Origin of the sequence: Corynebacterium nasicanis (genome assembly GCF_042658165.1) — a bacterium.
GTDB lineage: Bacteria > Actinomycetota > Actinomycetes > Mycobacteriales > Mycobacteriaceae > Corynebacterium > Corynebacterium nasicanis.
Genome location: NZ_JBHSQE010000002.1, coordinates 163548 through 186578, shown reverse-complemented (window position 1 = coordinate 186578; position 23031 = coordinate 163548). Strand labels below are relative to the sequence as shown.

At 70.2% G+C, this 23031-nt stretch carries 21 protein-coding genes; 15 read left to right on the top strand and 6 right to left on the bottom strand.

What is annotated here, in order from left to right:
* Nucleotide 1 precedes the first annotated feature (1 nt).
* From ACFPUZ_RS04500 to ACFPUZ_RS04490, 3 genes are read right to left on the bottom strand one after another with little or no spacing between them, the layout of a single operon-like run.
* On the bottom strand, nucleotides 2–466 hold the full coding sequence (locus ACFPUZ_RS04500) for a YbjN domain-containing protein (protein WP_377000288.1): 465 nt from the start codon (nucleotides 464–466) through the stop codon (nucleotides 2–4).
* On the bottom strand, nucleotides 459–962 hold the full coding sequence (locus ACFPUZ_RS04495) for a YbjN domain-containing protein (RefSeq protein ID WP_377000286.1): 504 nt from the start codon (nucleotides 960–962) through the stop codon (nucleotides 459–461). The genes ACFPUZ_RS04500 and ACFPUZ_RS04495 overlap by 8 nt, the downstream gene beginning before the upstream one ends.
* Nucleotides 959–2356 carry a TIGR01777 family oxidoreductase gene (locus ACFPUZ_RS04490; RefSeq protein ID WP_377000284.1) on the bottom strand — a complete coding sequence of 466 codons (1398 nt, stop codon included), beginning with the start codon at nucleotides 2354–2356 and terminating at the stop codon, nucleotides 959–961. Before ACFPUZ_RS04490 ends, ACFPUZ_RS04495 begins: the two co-directional genes overlap by 4 nt.
* Before the next feature lie 157 nt (nucleotides 2357–2513).
* On the opposite strand from ACFPUZ_RS04490, the gene pyrR reads away from it, so the two are divergent.
* The 9 genes from pyrR to rpoZ all read left to right on the top strand — a co-directional run bounded on the left by pyrR (nucleotide 2514) and on the right by rpoZ (nucleotide 12173).
* Nucleotides 2514–3092 (top strand): bifunctional pyr operon transcriptional regulator/uracil phosphoribosyltransferase PyrR, encoded by a 579-nt coding sequence (gene pyrR / locus ACFPUZ_RS04485; RefSeq protein WP_377000283.1) that lies wholly within the window; start codon nucleotides 2514–2516, stop codon nucleotides 3090–3092.
* On the top strand, nucleotides 3092–4033 hold the full coding sequence (locus ACFPUZ_RS04480) for an aspartate carbamoyltransferase catalytic subunit (protein ID WP_377000282.1): 942 nt from the start codon (nucleotides 3092–3094) through the stop codon (nucleotides 4031–4033). The genes pyrR and ACFPUZ_RS04480 overlap by 1 nt, the downstream gene beginning before the upstream one ends.
* Nucleotides 4026–5381, top strand: coding sequence for a dihydroorotase (locus ACFPUZ_RS04475; protein WP_377000281.1), 1356 nt, complete (start codon nucleotides 4026–4028; stop codon nucleotides 5379–5381). The genes ACFPUZ_RS04480 and ACFPUZ_RS04475 overlap by 8 nt, the downstream gene beginning before the upstream one ends.
* Nucleotides 5382–5384: 3 nt before the next feature.
* On the top strand, nucleotides 5385–6569 hold the full coding sequence (carA, locus tag ACFPUZ_RS04470; RefSeq protein WP_377000280.1) for a glutamine-hydrolyzing carbamoyl-phosphate synthase small subunit: 1185 nt from the start codon (nucleotides 5385–5387) through the stop codon (nucleotides 6567–6569).
* Between the two features lie 25 nt (nucleotides 6570–6594).
* Nucleotides 6595–9924, top strand: coding sequence for a carbamoyl-phosphate synthase large subunit (carB, locus tag ACFPUZ_RS04465; protein WP_377000279.1), 3330 nt, complete (start codon nucleotides 6595–6597; stop codon nucleotides 9922–9924).
* Nucleotides 9924–10763 carry an orotidine-5'-phosphate decarboxylase gene (gene pyrF / locus ACFPUZ_RS04460; protein WP_377000278.1) on the top strand — a complete coding sequence of 280 codons (840 nt, stop codon included), beginning with the start codon at nucleotides 9924–9926 and terminating at the stop codon, nucleotides 10761–10763. Before carB ends, pyrF begins: the two co-directional genes overlap by 1 nt.
* A gap of 191 nt (nucleotides 10764–10954) precedes the next feature.
* On the top strand, nucleotides 10955–11278 hold the full coding sequence (mihF, locus tag ACFPUZ_RS04455) for an integration host factor, actinobacterial type (RefSeq protein WP_042621502.1): 324 nt from the start codon (nucleotides 10955–10957) through the stop codon (nucleotides 11276–11278).
* A 3-nt stretch (nucleotides 11279–11281) separates the two neighbouring features.
* Nucleotides 11282–11857 (top strand): guanylate kinase, encoded by a 576-nt coding sequence (gene gmk, locus ACFPUZ_RS04450; protein ID WP_377000276.1) that lies wholly within the window; start codon nucleotides 11282–11284, stop codon nucleotides 11855–11857.
* A gap of 25 nt (nucleotides 11858–11882) precedes the next feature.
* Nucleotides 11883–12173, top strand: coding sequence for a DNA-directed RNA polymerase subunit omega (gene rpoZ / locus ACFPUZ_RS04445; RefSeq protein WP_377000274.1), 291 nt, complete (start codon nucleotides 11883–11885; stop codon nucleotides 12171–12173).
* A gap of 55 nt (nucleotides 12174–12228) precedes the next feature.
* On the opposite strand, the gene ACFPUZ_RS04440 is transcribed toward rpoZ, so the two are convergent.
* Nucleotides 12229–13362, bottom strand: a complete 1134-nt coding sequence (locus ACFPUZ_RS04440; protein ID WP_377000272.1) for an HNH endonuclease signature motif containing protein — start codon at nucleotides 13360–13362, stop codon at nucleotides 12229–12231.
* Nucleotides 13363–13488: 126 nt separating this feature from the next.
* Between ACFPUZ_RS04440 and coaBC the strand changes: the two genes are divergently transcribed.
* The 6 genes from coaBC (at nucleotide 13489) to ACFPUZ_RS04410 (ending at nucleotide 20974) form a co-directional block, all read left to right on the top strand.
* Nucleotides 13489–14730 carry a bifunctional phosphopantothenoylcysteine decarboxylase/phosphopantothenate--cysteine ligase CoaBC gene (coaBC, locus tag ACFPUZ_RS04435; protein WP_377000270.1) on the top strand — a complete coding sequence of 414 codons (1242 nt, stop codon included), beginning with the start codon at nucleotides 13489–13491 and terminating at the stop codon, nucleotides 14728–14730.
* Between the two features lie 67 nt (nucleotides 14731–14797).
* On the top strand, nucleotides 14798–16051 hold the full coding sequence (gene metK / locus ACFPUZ_RS04430; RefSeq protein ID WP_377000268.1) for a methionine adenosyltransferase: 1254 nt from the start codon (nucleotides 14798–14800) through the stop codon (nucleotides 16049–16051).
* Nucleotides 16052–16061: 10 nt separating this feature from the next.
* A complete protein-coding gene (locus ACFPUZ_RS04425) occupies nucleotides 16062–18071 on the top strand; it encodes a primosomal protein N' (protein ID WP_377000266.1) in 2010 nt (669 codons plus the stop codon).
* 24 nt (nucleotides 18072–18095) lie between these two features.
* On the top strand, nucleotides 18096–18605 hold the full coding sequence (def, locus tag ACFPUZ_RS04420; protein WP_377000264.1) for a peptide deformylase: 510 nt from the start codon (nucleotides 18096–18098) through the stop codon (nucleotides 18603–18605).
* Nucleotides 18606–18614: 9 nt separating this feature from the next.
* A complete protein-coding gene (gene fmt, locus ACFPUZ_RS04415; protein ID WP_377000262.1) occupies nucleotides 18615–19547 on the top strand; it encodes a methionyl-tRNA formyltransferase in 933 nt (310 codons plus the stop codon).
* Between the two features lie 41 nt (nucleotides 19548–19588).
* Entirely contained in the window at nucleotides 19589–20974 is a 1386-nt protein-coding gene (locus ACFPUZ_RS04410; protein ID WP_377000330.1) for an RsmB/NOP family class I SAM-dependent RNA methyltransferase, read from the top strand.
* Here the strand turns inward: ACFPUZ_RS04410 and ACFPUZ_RS04405 are convergent.
* Nucleotides 20971–21720 carry an enoyl-CoA hydratase gene (locus ACFPUZ_RS04405; protein WP_377000260.1) on the bottom strand — a complete coding sequence of 250 codons (750 nt, stop codon included), beginning with the start codon at nucleotides 21718–21720 and terminating at the stop codon, nucleotides 20971–20973. The genes ACFPUZ_RS04410 and ACFPUZ_RS04405 overlap by 4 nt on opposite strands.
* Nucleotides 21721–21780: 60 nt before the next feature.
* Nucleotides 21781–22899 (bottom strand): hypothetical protein, encoded by a 1119-nt coding sequence (locus tag ACFPUZ_RS04400; RefSeq protein ID WP_377000259.1) that lies wholly within the window; start codon nucleotides 22897–22899, stop codon nucleotides 21781–21783.
* Between the last annotated feature and the right edge of the window lie 132 nt (nucleotides 22900–23031).

Below are 23031 nucleotides of genomic sequence, written 5' to 3'. Positions count from 1 at the left end.
CTCAGGCCGGGCCGTCGAGCTCGGCTTCGACCTGCTTGCGCAGTTCCTCGAGGTCCTCGGCAGCGGCGCGGATGCCGTCCTGGGCGGCGAGGACCGCGTCGACGGCGCCGCGCAGGGAGGTGTTCAGCTGCTCGTCGTTCATGCCGGCGGCGATGGGGATGTCGCGTTCGGTGCGGACGATGAGGTTCTCGGCGTGCTCGGCGATGGTGGCGCGCGCGCCGAAGGTGACGGAGTTAATCTGGTTGGCCGCCAGGTGGAGGGTCGGGTCGGCGTCGGCCAGCGTGCGCTCGGTGACCACGTCGCCGCGGACGATGAGCGAGGAGCCGAGGACGGCGAAGGTCATGGCGGTGTCGTTGAGGGTGGCCACCGCAGCGACGTCGTCATCGCCGAGGGGCTCGAGGTCGACGTCGAAGGATTTCATCGTCGCGATGACGCGCTCGAGGGTGACGGGGCTGAGGTTAGTCATGGGTGGGCTCCTCCCAGGTGACCAGTCCGGGGAACTGGCCCTCGACGAACTCGTAGGCACGCAGGATGCCGTCGAAGGTGGACATGATGAACGCGCCGATCTGGTTGCGCGAGAGGCCGTGGGTGATGTCGACCTGGCGGTGGGCACTGGCGGTGAGGTGGCCGGTGCCGGCGGAGTTCTCGAAGAAGCGCATCGTCGGCATGAAGTGCGACTGGTTCCAGGAGTTGCACAGGCCGAGCAAGGTGGGGGCGTCGTCCTTGGGGATCTCGCCGCGCCACATGGAGTCGCACACCAGCTGGTTGCCGTCGATGCTGATGGCGATCGCGGTGTTGAGGAAGCCCGTGCGCACGATCGTCGTCGGCTCCTCGCCCGCGGCGACGGGGGCGGATTCGAGGCGGTGCTGGAGGCCCTCGGCGTCGAGAAGCTCGGAGATGCGCTCCGGCGTCACCGGCGCGACGGGGGTGTCGGGAATGGGGGATTGAGGTGCTGAAGTCACCCGTCCAACCCTAGCTGCTTCTCCTCCTCCGGGGCCTCCAGCTCGCGGACCTTGTCGAAGAGGTCCTCGCCGCCCAGCTCGTGGGCGAGCGCCGCGTCGAGGGTGGGGTAGCGGAAGGTGTGGTCGGCGTCGATAAGCATCTGGGGCGCGACACGCTGATTGGCCAGGGCAAGTTCCTGGGCGCCCTGGCGGCCGAGGATGATGGCCGGGCCGATGGAGGGGATGGGAATGAAGGCGGGGCGGCGCAGTTGGGAGGAGAGCGCGGCGGTGAGGTCGCGGTTGCGGGACTCCACGGGCGAGACCGCGTTGACGGGACCTGACCAGGTGGGATCGAGGACTCCGCGGGTGAGGATGTCGGTGGCATCGTCGAGGGAGACCCACGGGAACCAGATGTTGCCGTCGCCGAAGCTGCCTCCCAGGCCCGTCGAGAAGAGGGCCTTGAGCACGGGCAGCATGCCAGAGATGCCGGACATGATGGAGCCGAAACGGACGTTGAGCACCCGCTTGCCGGCCTCTGCGGCGACGACGGTGGCGGCCTCCCACTCGGCGACGACATCGGCGAGGAAGCCCTCGCCGCGCTCGGAGGTCTCCGTGAGGACCTCGTCGCCGCGGTCGGCGCCGTAGATCCCGACGGCGGAGGCGGCGATCATGGTGTGCACGGTGGGGGAGTCGGCGACGAGGCGGGCGAGGCGGTGCGTGGGGGTGATGCGGGAATCACGGATGGCCTGCTTGTGGCTCTCGGAGAAGCGGCCGAAGATCGGCTCCCCGGCGAGGTGGATGAGCACGTCGACGCCGTCGAGCAGGTCAGGGGCGGGGTGGAAGGGGTCCCACACCCGCTGGTAGGGCTTGGCGTTGCGGCGTACCAGCTGGATGACCTCGTGCCCGGCGGTGCCCAGCTGCGCCATGACGGCCCGGCCGACCAGCCCGCGGGAGCCGGTGAGGGCGATCCGCAGCGGCTGCTCGGGCTGCAGGTGGCAGATGCGCTCGAGGAAGCGGAAATCGTTGATCAGCTGCTGCTGGCGGTAGGCGAAGAACGAGGTCATCGCGGCGGCGGGCAGGCGGGTGGTGACGGTGTCGGTGACCAGCGTGCCGTCGGGATGGTCGGCGAACTCGTGGACGTGGCGCCAGTTGGCCAGGGTCTTCACGGGCGCGGAGGTGCACACGTCGGTGAAGCGGTGGCCGCGGCGGTAGTTGGACAGGTCATGGCGGGAGACCCACTTGAGGCCCGCGGGCAGGCCGAAGATGGTGGTGCCGTCGGAGAGTTTGTCGGCCTGCTTCATGGGGGTCATGGGCAGGAAGGGCGGGGCCAGGCGGACGAGGGCGCCGGGGCGGGTGTGCCACTCCCAGACCCGCTCGCGGGGGGCGGGGACGACGTGACTTGTGGTCAGACTCACGGGCGGTGGTCCCTCTCCTCGGACGGCGCACGCACACGGGGTGGGCGCCGGGTGCTAATATCGGCTGCAGTCTCCAAGCATAGACACCCGAGGACACAGTTTGTCTCTGTCCGACATCCTTTAAGTACCGCACAGAGAGGCGGGGAAGGAGGTCACGATGAGTGAACACACTGACGCGCGCACCATCGAGCTGCTCGGCTCCGATGACGTCGCACGCACGGTGGCACGCATCGCGCACCAGATCATCGAGAAAACGGCGTTGGATTCGCCCGACGTCGGCACCGTCATGCTGCTGGGCATCCCTTCGGGGGGAGTGCCCCTGGCAGAGAGGCTGGCAGCGAAGATCGAGGAGTTCGCGGGCGTCAGCGTCCCCGTCGGCGCCCTCGACATCACCCTCTACCGTGACGATCTGCGGAACAAGCCGCATCGCGCGCTCCAGCCGACACGGATCCCCACGGGGGGCATCGACGGCACCACCGTCGTGCTCGTCGACGACGTCCTCTATTCCGGCCGCACCATCCGCGCCGCCCTCGACGCGCTGCGCGACATCGGCCGCCCGGAGAACATCCAGCTCGCCGTCCTCGTCGACCGGGGGCACCGCCAGCTGCCGATCCGCGCCGACTACGTGGGCAAGAACCTGCCCACCTCGCGCTCCGAGGACGTCGCCGTCCTGCTGGAGGCCATCGACGGCCGCGACGCCGTCATTCTGACCCGCAACGACCGGGAGAATCCCTGATGAAGCACCTGTTGTCCATCTCCGACCTGTCGCGGGAGGAGATCCTGGGGCTCATGGACGAGGCCGACCGTTTCCGGGAGGCCCTGGAGGGACGTGAGATCAAGAAGCTGCCCACGCTGCGCGGCCGCACGATCTACTCCCTCTTCTACGAGAACTCCACCCGCACCCGTTCCTCCTTCGAGACCGCCGGCAAGTGGATGAGCGCCGACGTGATCAACCTCTCCGCCTCCTCGTCCTCCGTGAAGAAGGGTGAGTCCCTCAAGGACACCGCCTTGACTCTGGCGTCGATAGGCGCGGACGCCATCGTCATGCGCCACCCCTCCTCCGGCGCGGCGCAGCTCGTCGCCTCGTGGATCGGCGACGCGGGGTGCTCCACCTCCGTCATCAACGCCGGCGACGGCTCGCATCAGCACCCCACCCAGGCGCTTCTCGACGCCGTGACGATGCGCCAGCGCATCGGCGACATCACCGGCAAGAAGGTCCTCATCGTCGGCGACGTGCTGCATTCCCGCGTGGTGCGCTCCAACGTCGACCTGCTCTCCACCCTCGGCGCCGAGGTGACGCTCGTCGCCCCGCCGACCCTCCTGCCCTCCGGCGTGGAGCACTGGCCGGTGCGCACCTCCTCTGATTTCGACGCCGAGATCGCCGCCGCCGACGCCGTCATGATGCTGCGCGTCCAGCAGGAGCGCATGCAGGGCGGTTTCTTCCCCTCCCACCGCGAGTACGCCACCCTCTACGGCCTGTCGAAGGCGCGCGCGGCCCGGATGAAGGAGGGCGCGATCATCATGCACCCCGGCCCGATGCTGCGCGGCATGGAGATCAACTACGCCGTCGCCGACTACGACAACGCCGCCGTCCTGCAGCAGGTGAACAACGGTGTCCACCTGCGCATGGCCGTCCTGTTCACCCTGCTCGCCACCGATGGAGCCATTCATGACTGACACTGACTACCCGGGCACCGGCCCCCTTTCGGCCGCCGAGCCCGGCACCCTCAAGCTTGTCGACGTCCGCCTCTACGGCGAGGGCGACCCCGTCACCGTCCTCATCTCCGACGGTGTCATCGTCGACGTCGACGCCGCCCCGGACGTGGAGGCCGACCGCACCGTCGAGGGTCACGGCCACGTGCTGCTGCCGGGCCTCGTCGACATCCACGTCCACCTGCGCGAACCGGGCCGCGAGGACACCGAGACGATCGTCACCGGGTCCCAGGCCGCCGCCAAGGGCGGGTTCACGGCCGTGTTCACCATGGCCAACACCATGCCCGTCATGGACCAGCCCGTCATCGCCGAGTCCGTGTGGCTCAAGGGCCAGCACGCCGCGATCTGCGACGTCCACCCCATCGGCTCCATCACCAAGGGCCTCGAGGGGCGCGAGCTCAGCGAGTTCGGCATGATGGCGCAGTCCCAGGCCAAGGTGCGCATGTTCTCCGACGACGGCAAGTGCGTCGACGACCCGCAGCTCATGCGCCGCGCCCTCGAGTACGCCAAGGGCCAGGACGTGCTGCTCGCCCAGCACGCCGAGGAGCCGCGCCTCACCCAGGGCGCCGTCGCCCACGAGGGCGAGACCGCCGCCAAGCTGGGCCTGCGGGGCTGGCCGCGCGTGGCCGAGGAGTCCATCGTCGCCCGCGACGCCCTCCTCGCCCGCGACTACGGCAACCGCGTCCACGTCTGTCACGCCTCCACCACCGGCTCCGTCGAGCTGCTCAAGTGGGCGAAGTCGCAGGGCATCCCCATGACCGCCGAGGTCACCCCGCACCACCTGCTGCTCACCGACGAGAAGCTGCACACCTACGACGGTGTCTACCGCGTCAACCCGCCGCTGCGCGAGGAGCACGACACCCTCGCCCTGCGGGAGGCGCTTCTCGACGGCACCATCGACTGCGTCGCCACCGACCACGCCCCGCACGGCTCCGAGGAGAAGTGCGTCGAGTTCGAGTACGCCAAGCCCGGCATGCTCGGCCTGGAGACCTCCCTGGCGATCGTCGCCGAGCTCTTCGTCGCCACCGGCAAGGCCGACTGGCGCTGGGTGGCCAAGGTCATGAGCGAGCGGCCCGCCGAGATCGTCCGCGTCCCCGGGCACGGGCGCCCCATCGCCGTCGGCGAGCCCGCCAACCTCACCCTCGTCGACCCGGGCACCACCTGGACCGCCCACGGCGCCGACATGGCCTCCAAGGCGGAGAACACCCCCTACGAAGGCATGGAGTTTTCCGCCCGCGTGACCACCACCGTCCTGCGTGGCCGCCTGACCTGCGTCGACGGCGTTCCCGCCGAGCCGCGCGAAGAAAACTGAGACATGAACAACGATTCCCTGAAAGGTGACGCCTTGACGTCCTCCACCTCCTCCCGCATCCCGGCCGTGCTCGTGCTGGCCGACGGCCGCACCTTCCGCGGCTACAGCTTCGGTGCCGCCGGGAAGGCCTTCGGCGAGGCTGTGTTCACCACCGCCATGACCGGCTACCAGGAGACCCTCACCGATCCCTCCTTCCACCGCCAGATCGTCGTCACCACCGCCCCGCAGATCGGCAACACCGGCTGGAACGACGAGGACAACGAGTCCCGCGACGGCCGCATCTGGGCCGCCGGCCTCGTCATCCGTGACCTCGCGCACCGCGTCTCCAACTGGCGCGCGGAGCGCTCCCTGCCGGAGGAGATGGTCGAGCAGGGTCTGGTGGGCATCCGGGGTGTCGACACCCGCGCGCTCGTCCGCCACCTGCGTGACCACGGCGCCCAGCCGGCCGGCATCTTCAGCGGCGAGAACGCCGACCGCCCCGTCGAGGCGCTCGTCGCCGAGGTGCAGGCGCAGCCCACCATGCAGGGCGCCGACCTCACCGGCGACGTCTCCACCAACGAGGTCTACGAGGTGCCCGCCGAGGGCGAGACCCGCTACACCGTCGTCGCCTACGACCTCGGTGTAAAGTCGGCGACCCCGGCGCAGTTCGCCAAGCGCGGCATCCGCACCATCGTCGTCCCCGCGTCGACCCCCTTCGAGGACCTGGCCCAGTACTCCCCGGACGGCGTCTTCCTCTCCAACGGCCCCGGAGACCCGGCCACCGCCGACGAGATGGTCGCCACCACCCGGAAGATCATCGAGGCAGGCCTGCCCCTGTTCGGCATCTGCTTCGGCAACCAGATCCTCGGCCGCGCCTTCGGCCTGGACACCTACAAGCTCAAGTTCGGCCACCGCGGCATCAACGTGCCCGTCAAGAACGTCGTCACCGGCAAGATCGACATCACCTCCCAGAACCACGGCTTCGCCCTCGCGGCCCCGGAGGGGGAGACCTTCGACACCGACTTCGGGCCCGCCCGGGTCACCCACGTCTGCCTCAACGACGGCACCGTCGAGGGAGTCGCGCTGGCCGACGGCCGCGCCTTCTCCGTCCAGTACCACCCCGAATCCGCCGCCGGCCCCCGTGACGCCAACCCGCTGTTCGACCAGTTCATCGAGCTGATGGACGCCTCCGCAGGCGTCGAGAAGTAAAGAAACCAGGAGCACAAGGAAAACCATGCCCAAGCGCACAGACATCAAGCACGTCCTGGTCATCGGCTCCGGCCCGATCGTCATCGGTCAGGCCTGCGAGTTCGACTACTCCGGCACCCAGGCCTGCCGCGTCCTCCGGGAGGAGGGCCTGCGGGTGACGCTCATCAACTCCAACCCGGCGACGATCATGACCGACCCGGAGTTCGCCGACCACACCTACGTCGAGCCGATCCAGCCGGAGTACATCGAGAAGATCTTCCAGAAGGAGATCGAGCAGGGCCACCCGATCGACGCCGTCCTGGCGACCCTCGGCGGCCAGACCGCCCTCAACGCGGCCATCCAGCTCGACCGCCTCGGCATCCTCGACAAGTACAACGTCGAGCTCATCGGCGCCGACATCCCCGCCATCCAGCGCGGCGAGGACCGCCAGATGTTCAAGGACATCGTCGCCTCCGTCGGCGGCGAATCCGCCCGCTCCCGCGTCTGCCACAACATGGAGGAGGTCCACGCCACCGTCGCCGAGCTCGGTCTGCCGGTCGTCGTCCGCCCCTCCTTCACCATGGGTGGCCTCGGGTCCGGCCTGGCGTACAACGAGGCCGACCTCGAGCGCATCGCCGGCGGCGGCCTCGCGGCCTCCCCCGAGGCGAACGTCCTCATCGAGGAGTCCATCCTCGGGTGGAAGGAGTTCGAGCTCGAGCTCATGCGTGACTCCGACGACAACGTCATCGTCATCGCCTCCATCGAGAACGTCGACGCCATGGGCGTGCACACCGGCGACTCCGTCACCGTCGCCCCGGCGCTCACCCTCACCGACCGCGAGTTCCAGGAGCTGCGCGACCTCGGCATCGCCATCATCCGCGAGGTCGGCGTCGACACCGGCGGCTGCAACATCCAGTTCGCCATCAACCCCGCCGACGGTCGCTGCATCACCATCGAGATGAACCCGCGCGTCTCGCGCTCCTCCGCCCTGGCCTCCAAGGCGACGGGCTTCCCGATCGCCAAGATCGCCGCCAAGCTGGCCATCGGCTACACCCTCGACGAGATCACCAACGACATCACCGGCGTCACCCCGGCCGCCTTCGAGCCGGCGCTGGACTACGTCATCGTCAAGGCCCCGCGCTTCGCTTTCGAGAAGTTCCCCGGCGCCGAGGACACCCTCACCACCACGATGAAGTCCGTCGGCGAGGCCATGGGCATCGGCCGCAACTACATCGCCGGCCTCAACAAGGTCATGCGCTCCCTCGAGCAGAAGCCCAACGGCTTCTGGACCCGCCCCGACGAGTACTTCGCCGGCGAGCGCGCCACCGACCTGCCGGCCATCCTCGCCGACCTCAAGCGCCCCACCGACGGCCGCCTCTACGACATGGAGCTGGCCCTGCGCCTCGGCGCCACCGTCGACGAGCTGCACGAGGCCTGCGACGTCGACCCGTGGTTCCTCGCCGAACTCAAGGCCCTCGTCGACTTCCGCACCGAACTTATCGACGCCCCCGTCCTCGACGCCGACCTCCTCCGCGAGGCCAAGTTCTTCGGCCTCTCCGACGCCCAGATCGCGGCCCTGCGCCCCGAGTTCGCCGGCGAGGAGGGCGTGCGCCGCCTCCGCTGGTCGCTGGGCATCCGCCCGGTGTACAAGACCGTCGACACGTGCGCGGCCGAGTTCGAGGCCCAGACCCCGTACCACTACTCCGCCTACGAGCTCGACCCCGCCGCCGAGTCCGAGGTCGCCCCGCAGACCGAGCGCGAGAAGGTCATCATCCTCGGCTCCGGCCCCAACCGCATCGGCCAGGGCATCGAGTTCGACTACTCCTGCGTCCACGCCGCCCTCGAGCTCTCCCGCATCGGCTACGAGACCGTCATGGTCAACTGCAACCCGGAGACCGTCTCCACCGACTACGACACCGCCGACCGCCTCTACTTCGAGCCCCTCACCTTCGAGGACGTCATGGAGGTCTACCACGCGGAGTCCCAGTCCGGCACCGTCGCCGGGGTCGTCGTCCAGCTCGGCGGCCAGACCCCGCTGGGTCTGGCACAGCAGCTTGCCGACGCCGGCGTCCCCGTCGTCGGCACCACCCCCGAGGCCATCGACCTCGCCGAGGACCGCGGCGAGTTCGGCGAGGTCCTGCGCCAGGCGAACCTGCCCGCCCCGGCCTTCGGCACCGCCACCACCTTCGACGAGGCGCGCGCGGTCGCCGACGAGATCGGCTACCCCGTCCTCGTCCGCCCCTCCTACGTCCTCGGCGGCCGCGGCATGGAGATCGTCTACGACGAGCAGTCCCTCGCCGACTACATCGAGCGCGCCACCGAGCTGTCGCCGAACCACCCGGTGCTCGTCGACCGCTTCCTCGACTCCGCCATCGAGATCGACGTCGACGCCCTGTGCGACGGCGAGGAGGTCTACCTGGCCGGCGTCATGGAGCACATCGAGGAGGCCGGCATCCACTCCGGTGACTCCGCCTGCGCCCTGCCGCCGATGACCCTCGGCGCGGAGGACATCGAGAAGGTCCGCGAGTCCACCAAGGCGCTGGCCCACGGCATCGGCGTCAAGGGGCTCATGAACGTCCAGTTCGCCCTCAAGGACGACATCCTCTACGTCATCGAGGCCAACCCGCGTGCCTCGCGCACCGTGCCGTTCGTCTCCAAGGCGACCGGCGTGCACCTGGCCAAGGCCGCGTCGCGCATCATGATGGGCGCCACCCTCGCCGAGCTGCGCGCGGAGGGCATGATCCCCACCGACTACGACGGCGGCTCCCTGCCCCTCGACCACCCGATCGCGGTGAAGGAGGCCGTGCTGCCCTTCAACCGCTTCCGTCGCGAGGACGGCACGATGCTCGACACCCTGCTGTCCCCGGAGATGAAGTCCACCGGCGAGGTCATGGGCCTGGCCGGCAACTTCGGCGCCGCCTACGCCAAGGCGGAGGCCGGTGCCTTCGGTCAGCTGCCGACGTCGGGACGCATCTTCGTCTCCGTGGCCAACCGCGACAAGCGCACCCTCATCTTCCCGATCCAGCGCCTCGCCTCCCTGGGCTTCACGCTGCTGGCCACCGAGGGCACCGCGGCGATGCTGCGTCGCAACGGCATCGAGTGCGAGACCGTCCTCAAGGCTTCCGCCGTGCGTGGGGGAGCGGAGGGTCGCTCCATCGTCGACCTCATTCTCGACGGCGAGGTGGACCTCATCCTCAACACCCCGGCCGGGTCCTCCGGGGCCCGCCACGACGGCTACGACATCCGCGCTGCCGCCGTGTCCGCCAGCGTCCCGCTGGTGACCACCGTCCAGGGCATCACCGCGGCCGTCCAGGGCATCGAGGCCCTGCGGGCCGGCAACCTCGAGGTCCGCGCGCTGCAGGAGCTCGAGCACTGATGACCTTCGGTTCCCGGCTTCTCGACGCCGCCGCCACCCGCGGTCGCCTCTGCGTCGGCATCGACCCCCACGCCGCCCTCCTCGAGGAGTGGGGGCTGGAGGACTCCGTCGTCGGGCTGGCCGAGTTTTCGCGCCGCTGCGTCGAGGCCTTCGCCGACACCGCCGCCCTGGTCAAGCCGCAGGTGGCGTTCTACGAGCGCTACGGCTCCGCCGGGTTCCGGGTCCTCGAGGCCACCCTGGCGGCGCTGCGGGAGGCCGGGTGCCTCACCGTCGCCGACGCCAAGCGCGGCGACATCGGCTCCACCATGGCCGGCTACGCCGACGCCTGGCTGGGGGAGGAGTCCCCCCTGCGTGCCGACGCCGTCACCGTCTCCCCCTACCTCGGCGTCGGGGCCCTGGCCCCGGTCCTCGACCTGGCGGAGGAGACCGGCCGGGGAGTGTTCGTGCTGGCCGCGACCTCCAACCCGGAGGGCCGTGACCTGCAGAATCACCGCGGCACGGACGGGCGCACCATCGCCCAGCAGGTGGTGGACGAATGCGGGCGTCGCAACGCAATCCATGCGGGGCCGGGCAACGTCGGCGTCGTCGTCGGCGCCACGCTTCTCGACGCCCCCGATCTCGCCGACCTCAACGGACCGGTGCTTATGCCGGGCGTCGGGGCGCAGGGTGGTTCGGCGTCCGATATCGCCCGCATTGCGGCGGGCGTGGAGCACCTGGCGTTTCCCAACATCTCCCGCGCCGTGCTCGGCGCCGGACCGCGGATCGAGGATCTGCGTGCCGCGACGATCACAGCTGCCAGAGAATTCCCAGGTCACGGAATCCACCCCGGGAAAGACTGACCTGGTACTTTGGAACACGCACCTGCTGTGACGAGCCTCAACAGGCACGTCACAGCTCCGGTGCTAAGCTGGTCCGAAGTCAGTGAGTTTCCCGCGTGGGATGAGGAACATTTCCCCGCTGGCCGCTGAGATCTGGTACTCATGTATCCGGACAAACAGAAACAAACACCCCATCGAATCGGAGGAATCCCGTGGCCCTTCCCCAGTTGACTGACGAGCAGCGCAAGCAGGCACTCGCCAAGGCCGCTGAGGCCCGCAAGGCACGCGCCGAGCTCAAGGAGCAGCTCAAGCGCGGCGACACCAACCTCAAGGAGGTCCTGGACCAGGCTCAGGACAACGAGATCATCGGCAAGACCAAGGTCTCCGCACTGCTCGAGGCACTGCCGAAGGTCGGTAAGGTCAAGGCCAAGGAGATCATGGAGCAGCTGGAGATCGCCCAGACCCGTCGCCTGCGTGGCCTCGGTGACCGCCAGCGTCGCGCCCTGCTGGAGCGCTTCGGCTTCTCCGAGGACTAGGGGATGTCCGGCGAGAACCCCACGGGTCGGCTGGTCGTTCTGGCCGGCCCCTCCGCAGTGGGCAAATCCACAGTGGTTCATCGCCTGCGCAGCGACGTCGACCGCCTGTACTTCAGCGTGTCGATGACCACCCGCGCCCCCCGCCCCGGCGAAGTCGACGGCGTCGACTATTTCTTCGTCACGGCGGACCAGTTCCAGGAGAACATCGACCGTGGGATGATGCTCGAATGGGCGGACATCCACGGTGGTATCCAGCGCTCCGGCACTCCGGCCGCCCCCGTCCGGGAAGCTTTGGCGCAGGGACGTCCCGTCCTCGTCGAGGTCGACCTGGAAGGCGCCCGCAACGTCAAGCAGATGATGCCGGAAGCGGAACTCGTCTTCCTCGCACCGCCCTCCTGGGACGTGCTCGTCTCGCGCCTCACCGGGCGGGGCACGGAGCCGGAGGACGTCATCGCCCGCCGCCTGGAGACCGCCCGCGAGGAGTTGTCCTGCCAGGACGAGTTCGACCACATCGTGGTCAACGAGCAGGTGGATGACGCTGTCGCGGCGATCAGTGATATCCTGCACGGCAGGCTTTAACTCTCAACCGAAGAAAAAGGTGTACGTGAACAACGACGCGTCCAACTCCACCGCCTCCCTGGCCGTCTACGACGCTCCGGAGGGCATCACCGCTCCTCCGATCGACGGGCTGCTGGACAAGGTGTCGTCCAAGTACGCGCTGGTGATCTTCGCGGCCAAGCGTGCCCGCCAGATCAACAGCTACTACCAGCAGCACGACGAGGGCGTCTTCGAGTTCGTCGGCCCGCTGGTCACCCCGGAGCCCGGCGAGAAGCCGCTGTCCATCGCCCTGCGCGAGATTGACGCGGGCCTCCTCGACCACGAGGAAGGCGCCTAACACGCTCCCTGACCACCCCCTTCGCCCTAGCGGCGGAGGGGGTGGTCGTCGTTTGTCAGGCGTTGATAAGGGCCATCGCGGAGAGTTTCCGGATGGGGTGGATGTTGGCCCTCGGTGGCCCACCATCAGGTGGGTGATGCAACACCCCACCCGGGTGGCGTTCCAGCCGGCCGTGGCGGGGCGGGGCGTCCGGGTCATCATCGTTACGCGCGTTATGCACCTTGCAGGCCATCGACATGTTCTTGATGTTGGTCTCCCCGCCCTCCTTCCAGGCCTCCAGGTGATGTACCTGGCAGAAATCCGCCGCCGTGGTACACCCCGGTACGGGGCAGAGGATCGTCTCCGCGGCCAGGAGCATGCGCTGCTTGAAGGTGGCGCTGCGTTGGTCCCGGTAGAGATCGACGGGTCCTTCGACGGGGTCGTAGATCCCGACGAACCCGTGGGTGGCCATCTCATGGGCCACCAGTTCTGCTCCGGTGATGGTGGTGCCATCGGTCAGCCCGAAGACCGTGTCATCTCCTTCACGGCGCAAGACCTTGGCGTAGTCGGGTACGGCCATGACGACATGCGGGGCCAAGGGCTGGTTGGCGGCCTTCCCGGTGCTGCCCATGATGTGGGTGTAGAGGGCGTCGGCCATGGCCTGCTCGTGGCTCAAGCCCTTATCCGCTGCCCGCAATGCAGAAGCCGTCGGTGTGAGGTAGGAGAGCATGGCCGAGATTTCCCGTTCGGGGCGGGTGACGGTGAAGGTCCGCATGCCGTGGCCGTCGGTGTTCTTGCCCCCGCGTAGGGCGCGTTTGCCGTAGGCCTTCGCTGCGGCATCTTTGACCGTGCGGTTGAGGTCGCGCACCCGGGTGGCTGCGGCCCGGTCGATCTCCGCGACGGTGCCGCGCAAACCACACAGTTGCACGCGCAGTTCCTCCACGGTCACCGAGGCGCCCCGCAGCAGTGAGCGGAGGTGCTTCTCAATGACGATCACCGCGTCCAACGACAACTCCGCGGCCGCCACACGTGCCGCCTGCTGGAGTTTCTTGTACCTGGTGGCCCCGTAGTAGGTGAACGCCAGCTTCTCCCACAACAACGCATCTTTTACCCCGAGGGCATCGAGCTGCGCGCGGGTGACCGCCCTGGAGGAAAGGTCCTCCAGGACGGTCATGGCCCTAAGGGCTGCCAGCGCGTCGAGGGTGTTCATGCCACGGACACTAAACCGGAAACACGCAGCCGTCGAGAAGAGCGAGCAGGGGGTTGTGGATAACCGTCACTTATCCACAGAAACGGCCCCGCCGCGCGACCGGGGCCTTGACGTAGAGTCGGATCCATGAATGAGAACAGTCCTCGTCGTATCGTCGTCGGAGTGGCCGGGGGGATCGCAGCCTACAAGGCGTGTCACCTGGTGCGCGATCTCAAGGAGGCCGGCGATGACGTGCGTGTCGTCCCGACCCCGAGTGCCCTCAATTTCGTCGGCGCCGCGACGTTCGAGGCGCTGAGCGGCCATCCGGTGTCCACGACCGTGTTCGACGCGGTGGACGAGGTGCAGCACGTGCGGATCGGGCAGGAGGCCGACGCGGTGGTCATCGCCCCGGCCACCGCGGATGTCCTGGCGCGCCTGGTGGCGGGGCGGGCGGATGATCTGCTCACGGCGACGGTGCTGGTGGCCACGTGTCCGGTCATCGTCGCCCCGGCGATGCACACGGAGATGTGGTGGAACGCGGCCACGCAGGCGAATGTGGCTACCCTGCGCGAGCGCGGGGTCATCGTCCTGGAGCCGGCGCACGGGCGCCTGACGGGCAAGGACACGGGGCCGGGGCGCCTGCCCGAGCCGGAGCAGATCGCGGAGCTCACCCGCGCGGTCCTCGACGGCGCGGAGCTACGCGCCGATTGGCGGGGCCGCCGGGTGCTCATCACGGCGGGCGGCACGCAGGAAAACCTCGACCCGGTCCGGTTCCTGGGCAATCGTTCCTCGGGGCGCCAGGGTTTCGCGCTGGCGGAGATCGCCGCGCACCGTGGCGCGGAGGTGACCATCGTCGCGGGCGCCACCGATGATCTGCCGACGCCCTCGGGGGCCACGATCATCCGGGTGGGGAGTGCGCGGGAGATGGCGGCGGCCGTCGAGAAGCTGGCGCCCGAGCAGGACGTCATCATCATGGCGGCGGCCGTGGCGGATTTCCGCCCGGCCCAGCAGGCGGGCGCCAAGATGAAGAAGGGCCGCGACGAGGAGGCGCTGCTCACCCTCGAGCTGGTCGAGAACCCCGACATTCTGGCCACGCTCGTCGAGCAGCGCCGCGCGGGCCGCATCCCGGCCTCGACCACCATCGTCGGCTTCGCGGCGGAGACCGGCGACAACACCCACTCCGCCCTCGAGTTCGCGCAGGCGAAGCTCGCGCGGAAGGGCTGTGACCTGCTCATGGCCAACGAGGTGGGGGAGGGCAAGGTCTTCGGCCAGGCCCGCAACCAGGGCTGGCTGCTGGCGGCCGACGGGAGCGTCGAGGAGGTGCCGGACGCCTCCAAGCATGTGGTGGCGGCGCGGATTCTGCGGGGTGTGGATACGCTGCGCAATTGACGGTGGCAGACAGCTTGGTCTATATTGGGCGATCGTATCGTTGATAGCTGCCGAAAAGGACCCACCCGTGTCAGAGAACCCCGCCACCACCCAGGTGGCCTTCGACAAGCCCGCCACCATCCGCCTGTTCACCAGTGAATCCGTCACCGAGGGGCACCCGGACAAGATCTGCGACGCCATCTCCGACACCATCCTCGACGCCATGCTCGAGCAGGACCCGACGGCGCGCGTGGCCGTCGAGACGCTCGTGACCACCGGCCAGGTGCACGTGGTCGGGGAGGTCCGCACGACCGGTTACGTCGAGATCCCGCAGCTGGTGCGCAAGACCCTCGTCGACATCGGTTTCACCTCCTCCGAGGTCGGTTTCGACGGCACCACCTGCGGCGTGAACATCGCCATCGGGGAGCAGTCCCCGGAGATCGGCCACGGCGTGGACACCTCCCACGAGTTCCGCTCCGGCGACGAGGGCGACGAGGATGATCGCGCCGGCGCCGGTGACCAGGGCCTCATGTTCGGCTACGCCAGCAACGAGACCCCGGAGTTCATGCCGCTGCCCATCGCCCTGGCGCACCGCCTGGCCCGCCGCCTCACGCAGGTGCGCAAGGAGGGCATCGTCCCGCACCTGCGCCCCGACGGCAAGACCCAGGTCACCTTCGCCTACGACGCCGCGGACCGGCCGGTGGCGCTGGACACCGTGGTCATCTCCACGCAGCACGATCCGGACGTCTCCCAGGAGTGGCTGGACGCGCAGCTGCGCGAGCACGTCCTCGACTGGGTCATCGCCGACGCGGGCCTGGGCCACCTGGTGACCGGGGACCTCACCCTCCTGGTCAACCCCTCCGGTTCCTTCATCCTCGGCGGCCCCATGGGTGATGCCGGCCTGACGGGCCGCAAGATCATCGTCGACACCTACGGCGGCATGGCCCGCCACGGCGGCGGCGCCTTCTCGGGCAAGGACCCGTCGAAGGTGGACCGTTCCGCGGCCTACGCCATGCGCTGGGTGGCCAAGAACATCGTCGCCGCCGGCCTGGCCGAGCGCGTCGAGGTGCAGGTGGCCTACGCCATCGGCCGCGCCAAGCCGGTCGGCCTGTACGTGGAGACCTTCGGCACCGCCACCGGCGGGCTCACCGACGCCGATATCCAGGGGGCCGTCGAGGACGTCTTCGACCTGCGTCCCGCCGCCATCATCCGCGAGCTCGACCTGCTACGCCCCATCTACCGCGGCACCGCCGCCTACGGGCACTTCGGGCGCCTCGACCTGGATCTGCCCTGGGAGCGCACCAACCGGGTGGAGGAACTGCAGGCCGCCGTCCGCGGCTAGAGTGGTCGCCATGGCCTCCCCCCGCGTCCCCGCAGCACAGCTGCCGGTGGCGCGGGTCCTGCCGTTACTGGGCCTGTCCCACCTCGACCGGCCCTTCGACTACCTCATCCCGGCCGACCTCGACGACCTCGCCCGCCCGGGCGTGCGCGTGCGCATCCGCTTCGCCGGACGGCTTATCGACGCCGTGCTCCTCGAACGCCTCGCCCACAGCGAGCACGAGGGCCAGCTCCGCTGGATCGACCGCATCATCTCCCCGGATGTCGTGTACCCGCCGCGGACGGCCGCGCTTATCGACGCCCTCGCCGACCGCTACGCCGGCAATCGTTCCGATCTCATCCGCGCGGCCGTGCCCTCCCGGCACGCCCGCGCGGAGGAGGCCGACGTCTCCGCCACCTGGGAGGAGCTCGGCGAGGTGGGGGAGCCGGACCTCTCGGCGTGGGCGGCCTACGAGTACGGCCAGTCCTTCGTCGACGCCGTGCTCGCCGGGCACACCGCCCGGGCGGCCTGGCAGATCGCGCCCGGGGATTCCTGGGCGGCGGCGCTGGCGGCCCTGGCGGTCAAGGTGGTGCTCGACGGGGGCGGGGCGTTACTGGTGGTGCCGGACCAGCGGGACGTCGATACGCTCGAGGCGGCGCTGCGGGAGCTGGTGGGCGCGAAGCAGATCACCGTCCTCACGGCGGCGCAGGGCCCGCAGGCCCGCTACCGGCGATTCCTCTCGGTGCTGGCGGGGCAGGGGCGCCTGGTCATCGGGACCCGCTCGGCAGCGTTCGCCCCGGTGGCGGACCTACGCCTGGCGGTGATCCTCCACGACGGCGACGACAACCTCGTCGACCCCCGCGCCCCCTATGTCCACGCGCGGGAGGTGCTGACGACGCGTAGCGCCCAGGAGGGCTGCTCACTCATCCTCGCCGGTTACACGCGCACCGCCGAGGCGCAGCTGCTCGTCGAATCGGGCTGGGCGCACGGGCTGGTGTCGACGCGGGAGACGGTGCGTCGAAAAGCACCGCTCATCCGGGCCGTCGGCGACTCCGACTTCGAGCTGGAACGCGATCCCCTCGCCGCCTCCGCCCGCCTGCCGCGCATCGCCTTTCAGGCGCTGCGCGAGGCCCTCGGCCGCGAGGAGCCGGCCCTGGTGCAGGTCCCGCGGAAGGGCTACGTGCCCACCCTGGCCTGCGGTTCCTGCCGGGCCCCGGCCCGCTGCCGCCTGTGCAACGGGCCGCTGGGCCTGCCGGCCGGAACGGCCGCGGGTGTGCCCACGTGCCGGTGGTGCGGGGCGCCGGACGCCCGGCACCGCTGCGGGGAATGCGGCTCGGTGAAGCTGCGCGCCGTGGTCCTGGGCGCCGAGCGCACCGCCGAGGAACTCGGCCGCGCCTTCCCCGGCGTGCGCGTGATCACCTCGGGCGGCAACCGCGTGCTGGACACGGTCCCGCAGGAGAAGGCCCTGGTCGTGGCCACGCCGGGGGCGGAGCCCCGCGCCACCTACGGCGCCGCCGTCCTGCTGGACACGTGGGCCCTGCTCGGGCGGCAGGATCTGCGGGCCACGGAGGACACTCTGGCGACGTGGGCGGCGGCGGCTGCCCTCGTCGCCCCGGCCTTCCGCAGCGGGGAGGTGGTCGTGGTGGCGGACCCCGGGCTGCCGGTCGTGCAGTCGCTCATCCGCTGGGACATGGTGGGCGCCGCCGCCCGCGAGCTCGCCCAGCGTCGTGACGTCGGTTTCCCCCCGGCCGTCCACATGGCCGCCGTCGACGGGGCGAACGCCGCCCTGGACACCCTCCGGGAGCTGGTCGACCTGCCGCCCGGCGCGGAGATCCTCGGCCCCGTCGACCTGCCCCCCGGGGTGAGCCTGCCCGGAGAGTACGACGAAGCGCAGCACGGCCCCCCGCAGCGGCTGCTCCTGCGCGCCCCGCTCGGACCCCGCGCCGGACTCGGGCGCGCCCTGCGGGCCGCGGTGGTGGCCAAGGCCGGGCGGCGGGAGGACCTGCCCCTGCGCATCCAGGTCGATCCCGTCCAGATCGGCTGAGCCCGGGGACGTAGACTGTTCGCCATGACACTCCGCGAGATCCGCCTCTTCGGTGATCCCGTCCTGACCACGCGTTCGGAAGAGATCACCGAGTTCGATGATTCCCTGCGCACGCTGGTCGAGGACATGCTCGAGACGATGGACGCCGCGGGCGGCGTCGGCCTGGCCGCCAACCAGATCGGCCTCACCCGTCGCATCTTCGTCTACGACTGCAGCCACATCGAGGACGGGCTGCGCGGGCACCTCATCAACCCGGTGTGGGAGCCGGTCGGGTCGGAGACCCAGCTCGGCGCCGAGGGCTGCCTGTCCATCCCGGACATCTCCGCCGAGACCGAACGCCACGAGACGGTGCGCGTCACGGGCGTCGACGTCGACGGCCACCCCGTCGCCATGGTCGCCTCCGGGCTCATGGCACGCTGCATCCAGCACGAGACGGACCATCTCGACGGCGTGCTCTTCCTCAAGCGGCTCTCCCCGGAGCTGCGTAAGGAAGCGATGGCCGCCATCCGTACCGCCGAGTGGTTCACCAAGTAGAGGAGAGGCATGCGCCTGATTTTCGCCGGCACCCCGGAACCCGCCGTCGTCGCGTTGCGACGCCTGCTCGACACCGACCATGAGATTCTCGCGGTGCTCACCCGCCCCGACGCCCGCCGCGGCCGCGGCCGCACCCTCCACCCCTCCCCGGTCAGCGCCCTGGCCCAGGAGCACGGTATCGAGGTGCTCACCCCGACGACGCTGCGCGACAACGCGGAGATCCGGGAGCGCCTCACCGAGCTGGCCCCCGACGCCATCCCCGTCGTCGCCTACGGCAACCTCATCCCGCCGGACCTGCTCGACCTGCCCACCCACGGCTGGGTCAACCTGCACTTCTCCCTGCTGCCCGCCTGGCGCGGCGCCGCCCCCGTGCAGGCCGCCATCCGCGCCGGCGACGACATCACCGGCGCCGCCACCTTCCGCATCGAGGAGGGCCTGGACACCGGCCCGGTCCTGGGCACCGTCACCGAGGAGATCCGCGCCACCGACACCGCCGACGACCTGCTCACCCGCCTCGCCTACTCGGGCGCGGACCTGCTCGCCGCCACCATGGACGGCCTCGCGGCCGGCGCGCTCGTCCCGCAGCCGCAGGCCGGGGAGGCCACCTACGCCCCGAAGATCACCACGGAGGACGCCCGCATCGACTGGACCCAGCCCGACTTCGCCGTCGACCGCCACATCCGGGCCCACACGCCCGGCCCCGGCGCCTGGACGATGCTCGGCGAGGACCGCGTCAAGATCGGCCCCGTCACCCGCGGCGCCGCGGCCCAGCTGGCCCCCGGCGAGATCGCGGTGGGCAAGAACGAGGTGCTCGTCGGCACCGGCAGCGGGGCCGTCACCCTGGGGTTGGCGCAGCCGCCCGGCAAGAAGATGATGAACGCCGCCGACTGGGCGCGCGGCAACGCGGCCCTGCAGGCCGGAGAGAAGGAGAACTTTTCGTGAGTGGAGGATTCCGGTCCCGCGCCCGGGGCGAGAAGAAGTCCGTGGCACCGCGGGCTCCCCAGACTGCTAATACGTCCCGGCGGGTTGAGCGACGGAACACCGCGGGTGTGGATAAGCCCCGCCTGCTCGCCTTCGACGTCCTCACCCGCGTGCGGGAGGACGAGGCCTACGCCAACCTCCTCCTGCCGCGCATGCTGCGCGAGCGGAACATCACCGAGCGCGACGCGGCCTTCACCACCGAGATCACCTACGGCACGCTGCGCACGCAGGGGGTGCTCGACGCCGTCATCGCCGAGTGCTCCTCGCGCCCGCTGACCCAGATCGCCCCCGAGGTCCTCGACGCCCTGCGCCTCGGCGCCTACCAGCTGCTCTACACCCGCGTGGAGCCGCACGCCGCGGTGGACACCACCGTGCGCCTCGTCGAGGCCGCCGGCCAGGAGAAGGCCAAGGGCTTCGCCAACGGCATCATGCGCACCATCTCCCGGACCTCGCCGGAGCAGTGGATCACCAAGCTCACCCCGCCGGGCGAGATCGCGGCCGCGGCCTTCCGCCACGCCCACCCCGAGTGGATCGCGCAGTCCTTCTCCCGGGTCCTCGGCCTCGGCGACCTGGAGGCCGCCCTCGACGCCGATTCGCAGCGCCCCACCGTCCACCTCGTCGCCCGCCCCGGGGAGATCTCCGCCGAGGAGCTGGCGCTCATGACCGGCGGCGAGGAAGGCACGTATTCTCCCTATGCCGTGCACCTCGGCTCCGGTGACCCGGGCGAGCTGGAACCCGTCCGCGAGGGCCTGGCCGCCGTGCAGGACGAGGGCTCCCAGCTGGTCGCCCGCGCCGTCGTCGAAGCCCCCGTCGAGGGCACGGACGGCGGCCGCTGGCTCGACCTCTGCGCCGGCCCCGGCGGAAAGGCCGCCCTCATGGGCGCGCTCGCGCGTATCGACGCCGCCCACGTCGACGCCGTTGAAGTCTCCCCCCACCGCGCCAAGCTCGTCGAGAAGAGCACCCGCGACCTGCCCGTCACCGTCCACGTCGCCGACGGTCGCTCCCCGGGGCTCACCCCCGGCTACGATCGCGTGCTTGTCGACGCCCCCTGCTCCGGCCTCGGCGCCCTGCGCCGCCGCCCGGAGGCCCGCTGGCGCAAGGACGAGGGCGACATCGCCGGACTCGCGCCCCTGCAGTTCGAACTCCTGGCCTCCGCCCTGGAGCTGGTCCGCCCCGGCGGCGTCGTCGTCTACTCGACGTGTTCCCCGGACCTGCGCGAGACCCGCGCCATCGTCGATCGCGCGGTCGCCGAGCTGGGCGCCGTCGAACTCGACGCGCACGAGCTGGTCGCGCCGATGGAGGACGTCGGCTCGCACAAGAGCGTGCAGATGTGGCCCCACCGCCACGGCACCGACGCCATGTTCCTCGCGGTGCTGCGCAAAAGCTAGCGCCCGGTGAACCGGGGGGCGCGCTTCTCGGCCCGGGCGGCGCGGGATTCCTCCACGTCCGTCGAGTGCCAGGCCGCGGCCGCGACCTCGCGCCGCTCCTCATCGCTGTAGGGGGCGTGCGAGGTGTGGGCGAATTCGTACTTGAGATGGCGCAGGGTGAGCGGCGCCTTGGAGGCGACCAGGGTCGCCAGCTCGAGAGCGTCGTCGAAGGTCCCGGCCTGGACGGCGTAGCCCGAGCGGACGGCGTCCTCGGCGGACAACGCGGCGCCGGTGAAGAGCATGGCGCGGGCCACCGAGCCCCCGACGAGGTGCTCGAGGGTGCGGATGGTCACCTCGTCGAGCGCGATGGCGACGTCGACGATGGGCACGCGGAACAGGGCGGTGTCGTTGACCACCCGCAGGTCACACGCCATGGACAACTGGGTGCCGGCGCCGATGGCGGGGCCGTTGATCCAGGCGACCACGGGGATGGGCAGCGTCTGGATGGTGCCCAGCATCTGCAGCAGGCGTGGATAGAAGCCCCCGGCGTAGACGTCACCGGACAGGTCCGCCCCGGCGGAGAACACCGTGCCCTCGCCGTGGAGCAGCACCACCCGGGCGCCGTCCGCGACGGCGGCAAGCATGGCGGCCTCGATGGCGTCGCACATCGCGATGTCGAGCTTGTTGCGCTTGGGGTGGTTGTTCAGCCGGATCTCGCGGATCAGGCCCGCGGCGTGGTCGGCGGTGTGGACGAGCGGGGTGGTCACAAGCGGGGTCCTTCCGGGGACGAGCAACTCAGAGCGTCTCCATATCTTGCCCCATGGGGGCTAGAAGGGGGCGATCTCAGGTTCCGCCACCAGGCCCAGGTGGCGGCCGTAGGTGGGCTCGTCGACCTCCCGGCGGCGCGGCTGCTGGCCTTCCAGGTACTCCCGGAATGTCAGGCGGCGGCCGCCGGAGTCAGTGGGGGCCGGGGGCGCGGGCCTGCCGACCCAGGCTGCCAGGAGCCGGGACTGCAGCTCGGGGTAGGTGTCGCGGCCCCCGCCCAGCAGCTGCCGGCCGAACTCCGTGGCGCGCAGACTCTCGCCGGGTGTGATCTCCAGTAACCCGGCCGCCTCGCCGACCTCGAGCACGCTGGTGAGGGTGGTGACGTCGCGGGCGGTGTGGATGTAATGGCCGTAGGAGAAGGAGCCCGGCTCGCACGGCTGTGCAGGGTAGAGCGCGGGGAACTCCGCGACCAGCGCCCGCACCACCGCGACGGGCAGGTAGCCGGCCTTCGTCACCCGCGGGGGTTTATCCGCGGTGGCCAGGCGCAGCAGTTCGAAAAGCACCTCGCGGTCCGGCACCCCGGAGAGGAAGCGGTGGTGGGCGGCCAGTTCCGCCTGGCGCCCTTCGGCGCGTAGGACGGTGTAAAGCTCCATGGCCGTCTCCACGTCGGCGACCTCCGGGATCATGAGCCCCTCCAGGGCGTCGACGACGATCATGCGTTCCAGGTCCGGCGGCAGCGGGCGGTCGTCGCGGGCGAGCGTCATGGCGTTGTACTCGGCCAGCCGCAGCTTCGGGCCCGGCAACAGGGGAATGGTGTCACGGAGGATGATCGGCGCCTTCTCCTCGCCGCGGCTCCAGGCAGGGTAACGCTCCTCGATGATCTTGACGTGGAAGATCCAGCCGTCGGTGCGGTGGAGGAGAAACTCCATCTCGTGCAGGTGGTCGGGCAGTGGCCCGGTGATGAGCTCGTCGCTGAGGTCCGGGTGCGCGAAGTGGTAGGCCTGCCGCCCGTGGTACGTCCCGCCCACCCGCAGCAGCGCGTCCGGGGTGGGGTAGCGGCCGAGTGCCAGGCACATCCGGTCGAGCACCTCGTCGCCTGTCATGTCCCCGCGGACGGTCAGCGAGCGCAGGAACGTCCGTTCCGCCCCCTTGAGCGTCATGGTCAGTGTCCGGTATGTCATGTTCTCCCCCTGGTGGTCGATGTCCCCCTCACTCCAGCACGGTCCGTCTCCCCGCGCATCCGCCGACGCCGCAACCTGTGGATAACTCCGGGTCTCGGCGCCACCTGTGGATAAACCGCCGCTTGCCGAAGC

Excerpts from the sequence above, each read along its gene's own strand:
- pyrF (WP_377000278.1), top strand. The coding sequence starts at position 9,924 with ATGACCTTCGGTTCCCGGCTTCTCGACGCCGCCGCCACCCGCGGTCGC.
- ACFPUZ_RS04475 (WP_377000281.1), top strand. The coding sequence starts at position 4,026 with ATGACTGACACTGACTACCCGGGCACCGGCCCCCTTTCGGCCGCCGAG.
- carB (WP_377000279.1), top strand. The coding sequence starts at position 6,595 with ATGCCCAAGCGCACAGACATCAAGCACGTCCTGGTCATCGGCTCCGGC.
- ACFPUZ_RS04480 (WP_377000282.1), top strand. The coding sequence starts at position 3,092 with ATGAAGCACCTGTTGTCCATCTCCGACCTGTCGCGGGAGGAGATCCTG.
- def (WP_377000264.1), top strand. The coding sequence starts at position 18,096 with ATGACACTCCGCGAGATCCGCCTCTTCGGTGATCCCGTCCTGACCACG.
- ACFPUZ_RS04425 (WP_377000266.1), top strand. The coding sequence starts at position 16,062 with ATGGCCTCCCCCCGCGTCCCCGCAGCACAGCTGCCGGTGGCGCGGGTC.
- ACFPUZ_RS04440 (WP_377000272.1), bottom strand. The coding sequence starts at position 13,362 with ATGAACACCCTCGACGCGCTGGCAGCCCTTAGGGCCATGACCGTCCTG.
- coaBC (WP_377000270.1), top strand. The coding sequence starts at position 13,489 with ATGAATGAGAACAGTCCTCGTCGTATCGTCGTCGGAGTGGCCGGGGGG.
- gmk (WP_377000276.1), top strand. The coding sequence starts at position 11,282 with ATGTCCGGCGAGAACCCCACGGGTCGGCTGGTCGTTCTGGCCGGCCCC.
- fmt (WP_377000262.1), top strand. The coding sequence starts at position 18,615 with ATGCGCCTGATTTTCGCCGGCACCCCGGAACCCGCCGTCGTCGCGTTG.
- ACFPUZ_RS04400 (WP_377000259.1), bottom strand. The coding sequence starts at position 22,899 with ATGACATACCGGACACTGACCATGACGCTCAAGGGGGCGGAACGGACG.
- carA (WP_377000280.1), top strand. The coding sequence starts at position 5,385 with ATGAACAACGATTCCCTGAAAGGTGACGCCTTGACGTCCTCCACCTCC.
- pyrR (WP_377000283.1), top strand. The coding sequence starts at position 2,514 with ATGAGTGAACACACTGACGCGCGCACCATCGAGCTGCTCGGCTCCGAT.
- ACFPUZ_RS04500 (WP_377000288.1), bottom strand. The coding sequence starts at position 466 with ATGACTAACCTCAGCCCCGTCACCCTCGAGCGCGTCATCGCGACGATG.